This is a genomic window from Algoriphagus sp. AGSA1 (genome assembly GCF_021390545.1).
In the GTDB taxonomy this organism is placed as follows: Bacteria; Bacteroidota; Bacteroidia; order Cytophagales; family Cyclobacteriaceae; genus Algoriphagus.
The window spans coordinates 33,937-48,171 of sequence record NZ_JAJUWR010000031.1 but is presented as its reverse complement, the minus strand read 5'-3'; the positions used below and the strand labels follow the sequence as shown (position 1 = coordinate 48,171).

General features: G+C 45.0%; 18 protein-coding genes. 2 read left to right on the top strand and 16 right to left on the bottom strand.

The genetic code is table 11. The annotated features are described in order from the left end of the window. Positions 1-62 precede the first annotated feature (62 nt). The 14 genes from LZF95_RS21070 to LZF95_RS21005 form a co-directional block, all read right to left on the bottom strand. Complete coding sequence (locus LZF95_RS21070) at positions 63-839, bottom strand: hypothetical protein (RefSeq protein WP_233757167.1); 777 nt, start codon at positions 837-839, stop codon at positions 63-65. Beyond that, the gene (locus LZF95_RS21065; RefSeq protein WP_233757165.1) at positions 829-1,488 is read right to left on the bottom strand and encodes a hypothetical protein; all 660 of its coding nucleotides are present in this window, start codon (positions 1,486-1,488) and stop codon (positions 829-831) included. Before LZF95_RS21065 ends, LZF95_RS21070 begins: the two co-directional genes overlap by 11 nt. Further along, positions 1,478-2,263, bottom strand: coding sequence for a hypothetical protein (locus LZF95_RS21060; RefSeq protein WP_233757163.1), 786 nt, complete (start codon positions 2,261-2,263; stop codon positions 1,478-1,480). The genes LZF95_RS21065 and LZF95_RS21060 overlap by 11 nt, the downstream gene beginning before the upstream one ends. Next, positions 2,253-3,125 (bottom strand): hypothetical protein, encoded by an 873-nt coding sequence (locus LZF95_RS21055; protein ID WP_233757162.1) that lies wholly within the window; start codon positions 3,123-3,125, stop codon positions 2,253-2,255. The genes LZF95_RS21060 and LZF95_RS21055 overlap by 11 nt, the downstream gene beginning before the upstream one ends. Positions 3,126-3,137: 12 nt before the next feature. Continuing rightward, positions 3,138-3,377 (bottom strand): hypothetical protein, encoded by a 240-nt coding sequence (locus tag LZF95_RS21050; RefSeq protein WP_233757161.1) that lies wholly within the window; start codon positions 3,375-3,377, stop codon positions 3,138-3,140. Between the two features lie 597 nt (positions 3,378-3,974). Then, positions 3,975-4,238 (bottom strand): hypothetical protein, encoded by a 264-nt coding sequence (locus tag LZF95_RS21045; protein WP_233757160.1) that lies wholly within the window; start codon positions 4,236-4,238, stop codon positions 3,975-3,977. Between the two features lie 85 nt (positions 4,239-4,323). Beyond that, positions 4,324-4,572: a hypothetical protein gene (locus LZF95_RS21040; RefSeq protein WP_233757159.1), complete on the bottom strand. Its 249-nt coding sequence runs from the start codon at positions 4,570-4,572 to the stop codon at positions 4,324-4,326. 236 nt (positions 4,573-4,808) lie between these two features. Then, a complete protein-coding gene (locus LZF95_RS21035; protein ID WP_233757158.1) occupies positions 4,809-5,018 on the bottom strand; it encodes a hypothetical protein in 210 nt (69 codons plus the stop codon). Then, positions 4,994-5,488, bottom strand: coding sequence for a hypothetical protein (locus LZF95_RS21030; RefSeq protein ID WP_233757157.1), 495 nt, complete (start codon positions 5,486-5,488; stop codon positions 4,994-4,996). Before LZF95_RS21030 ends, LZF95_RS21035 begins: the two co-directional genes overlap by 25 nt. A gap of 1 nt (position 5,489) precedes the next feature. Beyond that, complete coding sequence (locus LZF95_RS21025) at positions 5,490-6,236, bottom strand: hypothetical protein (RefSeq protein ID WP_233757156.1); 747 nt, start codon at positions 6,234-6,236, stop codon at positions 5,490-5,492. A 394-nt stretch (positions 6,237-6,630) separates the two neighbouring features. Further along, a complete protein-coding gene (locus LZF95_RS21020; protein WP_233757155.1) occupies positions 6,631-7,278 on the bottom strand; it encodes a DUF6266 family protein in 648 nt (215 codons plus the stop codon). A gap of 235 nt (positions 7,279-7,513) precedes the next feature. Continuing rightward, on the bottom strand, positions 7,514-7,705 hold the full coding sequence (locus LZF95_RS21015) for a hypothetical protein (RefSeq protein ID WP_233757154.1): 192 nt from the start codon (positions 7,703-7,705) through the stop codon (positions 7,514-7,516). A gap of 25 nt (positions 7,706-7,730) precedes the next feature. Next, positions 7,731-7,979 carry a hypothetical protein gene (locus LZF95_RS21010; RefSeq protein WP_233757153.1) on the bottom strand — a complete coding sequence of 83 codons (249 nt, stop codon included), beginning with the start codon at positions 7,977-7,979 and terminating at the stop codon, positions 7,731-7,733. Next, positions 7,980-8,357, bottom strand: coding sequence for a hypothetical protein (locus LZF95_RS21005; protein WP_233757152.1), 378 nt, complete (start codon positions 8,355-8,357; stop codon positions 7,980-7,982). A 378-nt stretch (positions 8,358-8,735) separates the two neighbouring features. On the opposite strand from LZF95_RS21005, the gene LZF95_RS21000 reads away from it, so the two are divergent. Both LZF95_RS21000 and LZF95_RS20995 read left to right on the top strand, forming a co-directional pair. Further along, a complete protein-coding gene (locus LZF95_RS21000) occupies positions 8,736-9,542 on the top strand; it encodes a LytTR family DNA-binding domain-containing protein (protein WP_233757151.1) in 807 nt (268 codons plus the stop codon). A 252-nt stretch (positions 9,543-9,794) separates the two neighbouring features. After that, positions 9,795-12,428 (top strand): lantibiotic dehydratase, encoded by a 2,634-nt coding sequence (locus LZF95_RS20995; RefSeq protein ID WP_233757150.1) that lies wholly within the window; start codon positions 9,795-9,797, stop codon positions 12,426-12,428. On the opposite strand, the gene LZF95_RS20990 is transcribed toward LZF95_RS20995, so the two are convergent. Continuing rightward, positions 12,421-13,149 carry a LytTR family DNA-binding domain-containing protein gene (locus LZF95_RS20990; protein WP_233757149.1) on the bottom strand — a complete coding sequence of 243 codons (729 nt, stop codon included), beginning with the start codon at positions 13,147-13,149 and terminating at the stop codon, positions 12,421-12,423. The two genes, LZF95_RS20995 and LZF95_RS20990, sit on opposite strands and share 8 nt — an antisense overlap. Further along, positions 13,118-14,227 (bottom strand): histidine kinase, encoded by a 1,110-nt coding sequence (locus tag LZF95_RS20985; RefSeq protein WP_233757147.1) that lies wholly within the window; start codon positions 14,225-14,227, stop codon positions 13,118-13,120. Before LZF95_RS20985 ends, LZF95_RS20990 begins: the two co-directional genes overlap by 32 nt. Between the last annotated feature and the right edge of the window lie 8 nt (positions 14,228-14,235).

Sequence of the window (14,235 nt, the reverse complement as noted above, 5' to 3'; positions counted from 1 at the left end):
GTAATTTTTTAAACTATAATTTCAACTCCAAAAATCCATGAATTTCATTATTAGTATCAATCCTAATTATCCTCCAAAATTTGAATTCTTTTTTCCAATGAAATGATGTATAATGACAGCTCCTCCACCTTCTCCAGCAGCTTTACGTTCATCTCCGCCAGATTGACCCCCTTTTCCATTACCTCTGCTTCAGTGGGCACATCGGGAAGATGCCCGTTCTTTCGTATAAAAGTTTCCAGCTCTGATAAGGGCATCAATTGATACTCAGGTTTGAAGACATAGTCCGCCCAGCCGGTGGCAGTGACATTGACTTCTTTTGTCTTTACCGTGCCATTGACCTGAATTCCACCCGAATGAAAAATTGCCTGGATCCCGTTGTCCGCATAACCCCTAATAAGCCAGCTAGAAGTTGTCCCATCATTCGCATACTGTCGGATATACTGACCCTTGGTATTGGATCTGATTTCCGTATAGCTGGATGCATTTCCGTTCCATATGGCCGATCCATCACTCCCTAATCTATGCACCTGTGTATTGTTGGAATTCCTCCATTGGAAGTACATATCGGATTTCTGTAGATCATAAAGCAAACGCTCATGGGTAACAAAAATCCTAGCTTCCCCGGAATTGTCGGAAGTTGCGAAGCGGATATACCCTCCCTGATTTGCAGCTTTACCTTTTATATCCAGAATTGTATAGTTCGAGGATGTAATAGGGCTTGTTGTTCCGATTCCCACATTTCCAGAAGGCGGAAATAAGTTCGTCTGTGCGTATCCAAGTGAAACACTTGTTACTAAGCACAAAAATGTATATACAACCTTACAGACTCTATTTTTCATTGCTATCAATTCTTTTATATAAATCCTTTATCAACTCCTCCTGACGTATCAAATGCAGCGTCAGCTCCTCCACCTTCTCAAGTAGCTTCACGTTCATCTCTGCCAGATTGACCCCGTTTTCCATTACCTCGGCCTCAGTGGGCACATCGGGAAGGTGTCCGTTCTTTTGGATAAAGGCCTCAAGCTCTGATAGGGGCATAAGCTTATACTCAGGCTTGAATACATAGTCCGCCCAGCCGGCGGTGGTAATGTTGACTTCTTTTGTCTGAATTGTTCCGTTTACCGCAAGCTTATGGGTTGGATTATTCGTCCCGATTCCCACATTTCCGTTAAGTTTTACTCTTATTTTTTCACTATATCCGGCTTGAATTGACAAGTCGTGGCTACTTTCTGTTCCGACAATTCCTCTAGCCCCAGACCAGTTATAATGTGCAAACAATCCCACCTTAACCGATTCAAGATTTGTTGAAACCAATAATTTGGCGGAGCTATTTCCATAAACCTCCAACACCTTGTTCCATCCTTGGACATTGCTGGGATTTAGGGTTCCCACCCCAACATTTCCAGAAGGTGGAAAGTTATTAGTCTGGCTACGAGCAATTCCGGTTATAAACAAAAAACACAAGCTGTATAATATCTTATTTCTCATTCTGATTTTGCTTTATTAGTTTTCTAATCAATTCATCCTGCTCTTCACTCTTTCTCTGTAACTCCAAGACATACAGCGTCAGCTCCTCCACCTTCTCCAGCAGCTTCACGTTCATCTCCGCCAGATTGACCCCGTTTTCCATTACCTCAGCCTCAGTGGGGACATCGGGAAGGTGGCCGTTCTTTTGGATAAAGGCTTCCAGCTCTGATAAGGGCATCAGCTGATATCCGGATCTGAATACATAGTCCGGCCAGCCGGTTGCGGTGACATTGACTTCTTTGGTCTTTATAGTGCCATTGACCTCCAGCATTTCTGTAGGAGCACTTACACCTATCCCCACTTTTCCATTTACGGCCAGATGGGTTCCTATAGAAACTGCCGTTCCCACTGTATATCCAATGCCTATTCCCCTAAAATTTGATTTGTCCCCAATATCTGGCTGCAAGTGGAGTGTCCCGTAATATTTACCATATGAAGTATAATTCTTATGACGGGCTAAAATCCACATTCTTCGAGAATTAGAGGCCGCAGCTACTCCTAATTCTATGGAATTGTCCCCATAATCAAGTTTCTGCATTACGTTTCCCAAACTTGTCACAGAAGGATATTGACTTGTAGCTGTCCCCCTTTGAATATTAAGTGGAGCAGTTGGAGAGGTAGTACCTATGCCCACATTTCCAGAAGGCGGAAATAAGTTCGTCTGTGCGTATCCAAGTGAAACACTTGTTACTAAGCACAAAAATGTATATACAACCTTACAGACTCTATTTTTCATTGCTATCAATTCTTTTATATAAATCCTTTATCAACTCCTCCTGACGTATCAAATGCAGCGTCAGCTCCTCCACCTTCTCCAACAGCTTCACATTCATCTCTGACAGATTGACCCCGTTTTCCATTACCTCAGCTTCAGTGGGCACATCGGGAAGGTGACCGTTCTTTTGTATAAAAGTTTCCAGTTCTGATAAGGGCATCAGTTTGTATTCTGGCCTGAAGACATAATCCGCCCAGCCGGTGGCCGTGACATTGACTTCTTTTGTCTTTACCGTGCCGTTTACATTTATCCCACCGTCATCAAAAAATGCCTGAACCCCATCCGTTCCGGCATACCCTCTAATCAACCAGCTCTGGGTTGAGCCATCATTTCCATATTGTCTTAGGTACTGTCCATTTGTGTTAGAGTTCACTTCAGTATAACTGGAAGCATTCCCCGTCCACTTGGAATTACCTGTCACTTCAAGTCTATATGTCGGGCTGGTAGTCCCAATCCCAACATTCCCGTTTCCGCGGATAATCATTCTGGTCTGCATAACCCCCGAGGATTTGCCCGCCTGAAAATAGATGTGGCGGTCTGTCCCCGAAGAACTTGATGGGCCCACGCCTATAATCAGGCTTTTCTGGTTTGTGCCGGGATGGTCTGCCATGATAGTTGTATACCCCGCATCAAATAAAAAATCCAAATAATTCAAATCATTACTCCGTTGAATCCTGGTATTTCCTACCACATGGAGTTTTCTGACAGGTGAACTTGTCCCTATACCGACATCCCCGGTGCTGGGATTAGTATAAACCTGTGCGAAGCCCGAAACAGAAAAAATGATCTGGACAGAAAGCAGCAGAAGTACATTTTTACTCATATCTCTTAATCGTTATTGTTTGATCCTTAAATCATTCAATTCATTCTCCAATGCTTTGATTTTGGAGTTTTGCTCCACCAGATAAACAGTCAGTTCCTCTACTTTTTCCAGCAGCTTCTGCGTCATTGCCGAGCGATTCACCCCATTTCCCAACTCCTCTTTTTCTGCCGGGATCTTCTGGAGGTTTGATTGCCCATAGCCATTTAATCCTATCAATAACAGCGTGAGGGAAAACAATAGCTTGGTTGTCATAGCGTTATATCTGAATAAAATCCCGCAATTCAAATCATATTTTTCCATAAAAAAAATTACCCTATATAGGGTATTGTTTTAATCATTTAAAAACCAGTTGATCACGAACCGTCAAATCAGGTATATATTCGGCATAAAAGTGAGTAGATACCAAAATCATCCCAAAAGCCTGTTTTTCGTAAAATACTGATTATCAGTATGAAATTTTTCGGGGTTTTTACTGGAAAAATTATTTTCAGGATCATAGGCCGTTTTACTGACGGTAAAAAGGCACGCCACAACCTAGGGCTGGTGGTACAGAGTTCCGTCAAAGCTTGCCCATGGACGTCATTCGGGGACGGGGATCCGCCACGTCGGACAGGCAGGAATTTGGGGAAGTCGCGGTATTCCGCACCTCTTCCCGGATTTCAGATCCTAGGATAGGGGATCGGGATTACAAATCCAGATCAGCGACGAAACCGAGCTTGCAAAAGCCCTTTAATAGTTGAAAAGGAAATGGTCTCCACCGAAGGTTCCTATCCCGTAATTTTAAATTGCCACCACTGCTCCAAACCTGCCAGGTTTTCCTGTTGGGAGTGAATACCAACAGCGGTTTCATCAAGACGCGAAGAGGTGAACCTGGCAGGTTTTTCTGGATTTGGCTATATGATCAGGCAAAGCCACAGGCACACAATATCTTGAATTGAACCGGCCTCTATAATGGATAAGCCTCCGGACTAAAACCAATATTGCCCAGGCCTGCCAGCCGGTCTTTGCCCCACTGATCGTGCCGTTGGCACTCTGGGTACATATAGACTTCGTTGACCCAGAATCGCATTCTGGGCATTTACAGGCCTTGCCCTTGGCAAGGGCTTGGGGCATAAACCTTTGAGGTTTTGTAAACCTCAAAGGTTAAAAAAAACCGGACAAGAGTCCTGCCCGGGTTTAAGGTTATGAATCATAGTACTTACTTTACAGCCATCAGCTGTCCGTTCAGCTTCTGCCCATCTACGGTGAGCTGAGAGATGCTGACCAGGACGGTGCCTGCCGTGACCGCATATCCCGCATAGGTAAGCAACACGGCGGGGACGGCACCTGGTGCGGTGAGTACTGCCGTGCCCACGGCTGCGATGATCAGGCCGATCTTCTTTACTCGCTGGAAGAAAGGCGGTGTGGGCGCGGTGGCCCGGTCGGAGATTTCTGTGAGTATGTTCATGGTTTTTGTTGTTTGATGTTAGATGTTGGGTGTCCGGTGTCCGATGTTTGGATGTCCACTGACCACCGTCTGTCAGACCACGGCCGTTTATATCATTTCCATGCCTTCGGCAGGCACGCTCCTTCGGTCGTCGCCTGCCAGCCCTTGGCTGGAAATGACGGGGATCTTCTCACCCTTTGAAGTAACCAATACAATGAGACTGCCGCGTCGGCTTTTGGCCTCCTCGCAATGACGTACTACTCTGGCGGGCTTCTAGTTTGCTGCATCACGGTCTTGATCAAAGCCTGCTCTGCCTCCAGGCGGATAAAGAGCTCCTTCAGTTTGGCCAACTCATCCCGCAACTGACGGGTATCCTCGATCAGCAGCTTCAGGAAGTAGGCGATCACCGACAGCAGCATCATGGTGACCACCCCTGCCAAACTTAATAAAAGCTCTGCTCCAGACATGATTCCAAGAGATATGGGATTCCTTCTGAAATAACCTGAAGCTCTACCACCTCTCCCCGCTCCCACTCCCGCTCCAGCCGCCCCATCAATTTCAGGAAAGCCAGTTTGGTGAACAGGGGCGTGCCGTCTGCCCGGTAACAGGTGACCGGATAGATAGAACAAGATTCCAGCTTTTCCTCTCCAGCATACCCGCAGATTTTGCCTTTATCACCAATTCCTATCTCCCAGCCTTTTTCTTCCGAATGGATGGGTTCCAGTTCATAGACCCCTTCCTCCAGGCAACTTATAGGTCCGTGAAGACACGGCCCCAGGCGGCTGGGGGCTTCACTCAATTCTTCTTGAATTGATTGATATACTGTACCAAAGCAAGCCCTGGGAGGCTCCCGGGTAAAGCAGAGTTGCTGCTTTCCCAGAAACAATCTCCCGAGGGTTACACTTGCCCTGTACTTGCGGTGAAGTACCAGTCTCATCTTAGACCTGCTCTACGCCCGTGATCTTGGCAGCATTGTGCGCCCCGTTGTTGATGGAGTACTCATTGCTGTTCACCATCTGCACAAACTCCACACTCAGCACAAAGGCCCGATGGGTACCCGACAGGGAGGCCTTGGGAACCGACAGGCTGATCGCATCCGCAGGGTCTATCACCGGAAGCAGATCCGAGCTGACTGTCTGCACTGATCTCCCACCTGTCTCAAAGTCCAGCCCTACACCGGTGGCCGTGATCCGCAGGTGTGTGGCACCCTTCGGCACTGCCACGAAGTCCTGCGGGGTAAAGGGCTCAATGCCTATATCCCAAGAAGCCGGGGAATCTGCATAGCTGATGTCCATAAAGAGCGTGCTGCCCAGGGAACTGGACGCGTTCAGTTCCAGATCCTTCATCAGACCCCAGTCCCCGGCACGCACCATGCGCTCTCCCCGGTTGTTGAGCAGATCGGACTTCAGTACCTTCATCATCACCTGGGTGATGCGAAGCGACAGTCTGCTGTCCCCGATCTTGGCGATCACCGGGCGCAGCGCATCCCGGAAGAGCTTGGCCGAGCTGGCATTGTCCGCAAACTCCTTGAGGTTTTCCCGGGTGCGTGCAAAGCGCGGATCGTTCATGATGCGGCTTTTGCTCACCCCTCCTTTTTCCCGAGCCATATGCCCGTCCTTGGTTTTGTAGAAAGACAGTCTTCCCACCTTACCGTTCAGTGTAATTACTCCTGTTTGTTTTGCCATATGTATATGGGGTTTAGGTTAAACATGCAGGGAAATTCGGACTTATCACACTGGTATTCAATTGAATGTGCAGTCTAAACCCGAATCTGCTGTAACTTCAGGTTCTAGCTGTTTAATTGATGACATAGTCCATAAAAAAATCCCGGAACATCCGGGATTATAGAATTTAACTGGTTAAAGATTAGGGTGAGCTAAGTTTTATGATCATAATCCCACCCCTTCGGTGCTTCCCAACTAATTTTTTTACCAAGAAGAAAAACCCGAAGGGTCGTAACTTTTCATAACCCTCGGCGAAGCCGGGGGCCACGAAGACAACTATAAGCAGCCAAGCCCCGGAGGGGTGAGACTATTCCACAGTAAACAGGATTAATTGCACCAAATCGGAAACGGCAACTCATGCCAGTGTCCCTAAGCAAATTGACTCAGAAAACGACCTGCCTTTGTACTTTTTCGATCTATAAAAAGACAAATACACGTATGCCCCCAGCGGATCTATAAGAGGACTTACGGTAAATTGCATCTTGCCTCTTTTTCTAAATACCCCCTCATCTATCAATTGATACTTTTTGCTGAGTGGATGATAGACCAACACCCAGCAAAGATCCGAATGCCGTGCTCTTCCCTTTTCTTCTGCAATCCATGAAATGGAATATCCCCCTTCACCCTCCTGAACCAGGTTCAACCCTGGAGACAGGTCCAGATCCCCATCACAAACTTTGACCTTCCCGGGATACAGCCTTGGAATGCCATCTTCATTTTCCACGGCATGCTTCAATGCCCAGGACATTGCCAGATGGATCCCCCTTTTCCCACCTGAGGCAAACCGCTCAAAGCCTACCGCCAATACGGATTCTATGGGAAGGAGGAATCGCTGAACCTCCACAAAGGCTTTGTTGGAGTACAGCTGTAGCTTGGAAGGTTTGTATTCAGTGGATCTCCTCGCTACCTGCTTAATAAAAGTCTTCCCCTTCTGTTTGTATAACACTAGATTACCGACCTTGCCGGTGACACCGCTTAGCAGTGAATCTGTTACTTTTCCCATGATAGTAGTTTGTTAAAATTGACAGTATATGATTACCAATGGCAGTCCCATAGCAACCGCATTGCTACTCCCATCCAGCTCCCTAGAACCTTCCTTAATCACACGGAGAATCAAGGGAACTGCAAGGGAGGATTAAGGGAGAATCAAGGGCGGAAGTATGACTTTGGCTACCAGCATCATGCTATGATCCCATACTATGGGCTGGATACTAAGCCTGACTGCACAGCAGGAGCGCCTAATAGGTTAAATATTCCCGCAACTTCTCCTCAGGTATTCCAGAGAATGCCGCAAATTCAGCTACCGTGACAAATTGCTTATTTCCTTTTTCATACTTCACTCTGATTTTGCGAAGCACGTCATGGCTGTACCGCTCACTTCTCCCAGTGATCCGTTGTACATCCTTTGCATAGATCACACATCGTTTCATCTTTATCAATTATCTCCTTCCTGATTTAGTTTTTATTAAATCCGTTTATCGTAGTTCCATACCGAAGTGCATTTTCTTCGGACCAATTACAGTCTCCAAGTAAGAGAAGTAATTGCCCGGCCAGTTCCTTACCCGTCTCTATCCCATCCCTGAGTTCAGCTATCATTTCCAGAAAACCATCCATTAAGATTGTCAGCAGGTAGGCCCCATGCCGGCAGGATTCAACATCAGAGACCCCAGTATTGATCTGTCTGATTACCAGCTCATTATCCATTCACTGGGTTTTGCGATGGCATTCGAATGAGGGTAAATCATTGGAAAGGCAGAATAAAAATTTGGATGCCTGCTCCAGCTGATTTTTAATGTATTTGATAATCTCCTTCTTTCCGTCAGGCATGGAGGCAAACATGTAATAAAGCTCAGCAAAATAGGTTGGTTCGGATTCAAAAGCGGAGTTGATTTTTTTATAAAATTCAACTTCGGCCCCCAGCGAATCAAAAGAGGCTGCCGTATTTACCTGATTATAATTACCTGAAACGGTAAGATAGGCTTGTTCGGCTAGTAGGAGCCGGTTGGAAGACGCTAGGCTGATTGCTGCAATTTCTTCCCTCATTTTTAGGAAAAGATGATTAAACTGTTCATTGTAATTCATGATCTGTAAGGTTAAAGAGGGTTCTCCCTCGGTTAATACTTCCCATGGGTTGATAATTTTACAGGCCTGGGTACCAAATAGGCCGGCTACAAACATAGATTGGACACTAAAAAAAACTGCTATATCTCAGGGAGTTAAAAAATGAATCAGGTGAATAAATGTATGGAACACCACATATCCGATTTGAATAAGCACTGAACCACCCCATCAAAACCTCACCTGTTTGTTTAAAAGCGCTATTTAACCTCATTTAGGTAACCAATTGGCTTAAATGCTCCACAAATACCGAAGAGTTTATTAACTTATCTACCTAGGATCTAAGTTTTCATAAGATCCAACACATTCTATAATCGAAAAAGGGAAACTAAATAGTGTGTTTTGGCGAGAAGAAAACTACCAGTACGTTACAACGACCAAGTGATACGCATTCTCTTATGTGTGATTGCAGGCTTACTTGTTGCAATGTACGGCACCGGCGCCCGTTTTCTGGACTCACTGTCCCAAAATTCATTTTTCATCAAGCTTCTTGCCGCGTTCTTAATTTGTTGTCTCTTTATCGAATTCATCCATTGGGTGACCGTTCGTCTTGACCAACGCTATGACTGGCAAGAAAGACCGCTGGTTCGACTCACTTTACAGTTTACCCTTGGCATACTTCTTCCTGGAGTGATTGATTTTCTGTTTTTAACAGTCTATCAATGGTATTTTGGTCTTGCACATATTGGATCATCAAGCATCAACAGCACTATACCTCCGATGCTAATGCCTATCTTTTTGATCAATATCTACTACCTGTTTTATTACCATATATTAAGAAACCGGGAAAGTCCTATTCACAACAAACCTGAGATGGAAATTCTGCTGGTACAACAGGGTAGCAAAACGATCCCCTTACAACTACAGGAAATTAGGTTTATTTACCATAAAGACCGGATGAACTATCTGGTTACGGAAACTCAGTCCACCTATTTCCTCAATGAAACCCTAGATGAACTGGAGCACAGATTGCCAAGCCGTGATTTCTTCAGGATAAGCAGAAAAATGATTATCCATTACCGTGCCTGTCAGGATTATAGATCCAACGGTCATGGAAAACTCCTTCTTCATTTATCCCCCGCCTTCCCGGAAGAAGTCACTGTCAGTCAGAACAGGGGTGGTAAATTCAAGGAATGGATCAAAAGATGAGCGTAAGCCTACCCCGCTCTGATCATACTGTCGGAAATAAAATACACGTGGGTTCTCCTCTAAAATAACCCCTATGCCATTTTGGGTATGTTTAGAAATCGGTGAATGTGAAAAGGCAGAAATAACAAGGGCAAGTTCGACGCTACAATCAACCTATAGAATGCTAGTTGCACCCAAATCCCCTCCTTCTTCACCAAGAAATACATCCTAATCCCAAAATCAGGTAGGATTGATGAAAAATAGCATTACGTTATGACATTTCTCTACCGACTCCCCCTTTTCCAGTTTGACCATGAAGATCCGGCAAGCATAGCCCAACACTGGGATATCATCCTCAATTCCATCAAACTTTCCTCCACGTCCTTCTATAAGGAATTGGAAGAGAAAGATTTTAAAGATCTCAACCTAAAGCAAAGGATCAAACTCAGAAAATACCTGCTGAGAGGCCGCTTCCGCCCCACCCCATTCGGAAGGTTTGCCGGGGTAGGAATAGGAACCTGGGGAAAGGAAATAATGCTTGAGTTTCCTCTCCATCAAACTGAAATAATCGATAACCAAACAAAGGAACAGCCCACGCCAGCAACTGTTGCGGATCCGTTTCAATCCAATTACCATCTGATTCCCGGGATCTACACCAGGCACATGTATTATCATGCCCTGATTTTTGAGCTTACAAGCCATAGCTGGAAAGGGTGCAAGCTTCCGGTCAACCCCCTGATTGAAGGATTGATCAAAACCGGGGAAAAAGAACCCTTAAACTTCAAAAAATTCCAACAACTAATCAGTCCAATGAAATCAGATATCTCAACAGCCCAGCAGAAGTTCCTTTGGGAACAGATCTTGGATTCTGGTTTCTTAGTCCCTGAAACTATAACCGGAATGACAAAGCCAGGGATAGATATGTTGGTGAAAAACCGCCTAACCCTACCGGGAAACCTGAGGGAACAGTTGAAAGATTTTACAACTACCGCAGGCAGTCTATTCTCAAAGGAGGAAAGTACCTATATGAGGGATTTTAAGAAATGGTTTACAACTCAATTTGATGACAGACACATCCGGTTAAGTGGTCTTCTGACCTATGGTGAATTCCTTAGTGGCCAGTTTCTACAGCCGCAGCAGGAATTCTTAACCAATGATATTGATCCCATCCTCATGGGGCATCACACGCAACACCCCATGGATTTAAAGGAATTCTTGCCCCTAAAAAAGTTGGACGAAGGAATTTACGATATCCAACTTCTCTTTCGGCTGGATGCTTTAGGAAATCCGATCATCGAAAATATAGTCTGCAACCGGCCCTTTGTCTATACCGGGAGGTTCAACAGAGATCCCGAAATAAAAGGCCTCTGCCAACAGATCAAAAAGAACATTTATGCAGATACCCGGATTTGCTATGCCCATGTGAAGCTTCTGGAATCAGTACCGGTCCAGCATATCTGTAATGTGGCAAATGTTTTTGACTTTGAAATCACCCCATTTAAACCCAGTGCCCCAAATGAACTTGGATTTGATGAACTCTACATAGGAATCTGGGAAAACCATGTTCAACTTATCCATAAGTCCACGGAAAAAACCGTAATACCGGTGATCCTGCATCCGCTGAACGGCGAACAGATCACCCACCCTATCCTGCGCCTGCTCTGGGAAGCAGCCCATCAGGAAAAGTTTAGATTTCTACCCTACCAAAGCAGGATCCTTTCCCAGCTCCCCTATTGCCCCCAACTCAACTGGGGCAACCTGCGTCTTCAGAGCAGAAAATGGAAACTGGACAGGGAAAGTGTATCTACCACAGCAGCGCTAAGCCAAAAGCTGGAGGAACTGGCAATTCCACAGCATGTACTGGCTGGCTATGCGGACAGGGAGCTCTTGCTTACCCGAAGCAACCCCGATGATCTAAAAATACTCTGGCAGGAGCTTCAACGTGACAAAACCCTTACCCTGAGTGACCCTGCCTGGTTTCCTACAGGCCTTTTCCGCTCCCAAGACACTACCGCTTCCTATCCCCAGTTTGTGTTCCAGCTTTCCAGACCACAGCTAACAACCAAGGAAAAATGGTCCTTCAATCCCATTACCCATAGCCGTCAAAACTGCCTTTGCTTTACTGTCACCGTAGGCCACACTGAAATACCGGAAGTATTGGAACGCCTACTTTATCACCTGGAAGACCCCCAAGTCCTGTCCCAATCCCCTAAATACTTCTATTTGCTTTATGGAAAAAACAAAGCCACAGAAATCCGCCTACGTCTGCTGGATCTAGACCCACTTAATAAAAGGCCACTTCTAGCCTCATTTTCCGAATTCCTTTCCCAGGAAAACCTGGATTGGAAAACAGCTGCCTATTTTCCTGAAACAGCAAAATACGGAGATTCAGGATTGGAGATTTCACACCAGCTTTTTCACCTAGAATCTAAATTTATGGCCTGCAAATCCAACGGAGTGCTTAACCTCTGCTATCCCCCCGGATTTAAAGAAGACCTCATTGTCCACCTGTGGAGAATCATTTTTTACCGATCCCCCCATTACTCCAGTATATTTACCATGCTTAAAGACGATGTGAAACGAATGCCTTTTGACCAGGTAAAGACATTCAGGTGCAGCTTCGAGTATCTTACAACTTTTGAAACCCTAGGGTTTGAATCAGAAAAGTACCTGGCACTCATTTGCTCCCATGAGTATTTTCAAAACGGGGAAGATGCCGGGATCCTTTTGGTATTCAACCACCTGCACGTGATGATCAACCGGTTTTTCCCTCTGGAAACCCATCATTATGAGCAGAGGATCAGATATAGACTCTACAGAGAAGCAGGAAGACAAGTCTATGCATTTCAACAACCTATGCGAACGCTAGCTAAAACAGAACACCCTGAAAAAGTCCCTTTCAGTTAATCCTTCTGTTCTCAAATATCTGCCTAACTTCTTCCTTATAGGTTCTGCTCATGGCTACCTTATCTCCCGAGACAAGCTCGCATTCCTCAGGATGGAGTTTGCTTACCTTCAGGATATTTACTGCAAATGATTGGTGTACCCTGACCATATACCTGGATCGGAGCTTTTTGAGGCTTTCTGTAAAGGAAGAGACCATAACGAATTCACTTCCATCATCCAGTTTTACGATGGATTTTTTGTTTTGCTGTTCCATGTATAAAACTTGTGCAGGCCATACCACCTGGTGCCTATACCCCAATTTATCGCTTATCACCCGAATGTTTCCTTCCAACTCTTTTCTGACCCAATACAGGGAATCCATTTTCTTCCTTGCCTTTTCCAGTGCCTCAGTCAATTCAATGGTTTCAGGCGGTTTCACCAAAAAATCAAGTGCTTCAACTTTATACCCCTGCGAAGCATATCTGGAGTGTCCGGAACAGATAATCACCGGAATTCCTGAATCGATCAGTTTTCTGGATATTTCCAGTCCTCCCAGTTCAGGCATCAGAATATCGGTAATCAGTATATCGGCTTTTCCATCCTGTATGTATTCCAATCCCATCACCGGATTAACTGTAGAAAATCCCACCTCAAAGTCGGGGAGCATGGATATTTCTTGGATCAGTATATCCAGGATATGTTTTTCATCGTCAATCAGACCTACTTTGTATCGTTTTTCCATAATGTATTCTTAGTAGTAAGGAATAATTCGACTTATCTGATTCTACCCTGTAATGGAATCCATCCCCGAATTCATGTCCCAGCACACGGAAAACGGAGGAGGAACCAAATCCTGACCGGGGCTTTATCCCCCTGTTTTGGACTTTGTTGGTGATGTTGACTTTGAACACCCAACCCTCTGTTAAATCTTCCTGAACAAGTAGGAACTTAATCATACAAGGATGGTCTGCATCGGTATAATCCCCGTGAAAAAACACATTCTCAACCAAGGTCAGAAGGCACAGCTTGGGCATTGGAAGCTTGTCGGCTATAGAAGGCGCATCTATAGCTGCATGTAAGGAAAGCTGTGGAAATCTCATTCTCTGGATTTGAAGGTATTTTCCCACTGCTTTTACTTCTTCATTCAGGAAATTAGGCTCATCTAGTTCCTTGAAACTATACCTCAGCAAGGAAGTCAAATGGGAAAATTCTCTCGCCAAGTCCGGCGACAGTTTGATGATTTTCGCCTGATAGATACTTAAAGAATTCAACACAAAATGGGAGCTGAGTTGCATAGACCTGTGCATTACCTTCAACTTTTCATGATTGATTTCCACGGCATACTTACTCTTCCCTAGTTCAAGATTATTATAATAGGCCCAGACCACCGAGGTCAAAATCAAAAAATGGAATAATCGGGTGAATTCAATGACAAGGAAACTTTTGGAAAGAGAAAGTGTACCCAGAAACACATTATGTACAAACAGTTTCACAGCTACTAAACTGGAAAATAGTAGCAGAAAGTAAAACACCGCACGAAGCCTTCTTTTATGGTTAATAAACTCAGGGATTACCAGCTTAAAATATAAAGCACAGATCAGATATCCTGCTGTAAAGTGGTATTGGGCCATCAACCATCCGTCAACTTCACCGAATTCTATGAATGTGGCGACCAGATCAACGAATGCATAAAAAAGAAAAATTAGGAAAAGCAGGTAGAGGGGGTATATGGTAGGCTTGAACAGCATGTCAATTACACCCAGAACCCTGCCACTTACACCCGAACGGTCAGGGGTCTTCTTAGAGTTACTAGTTTCCATGGTACAAA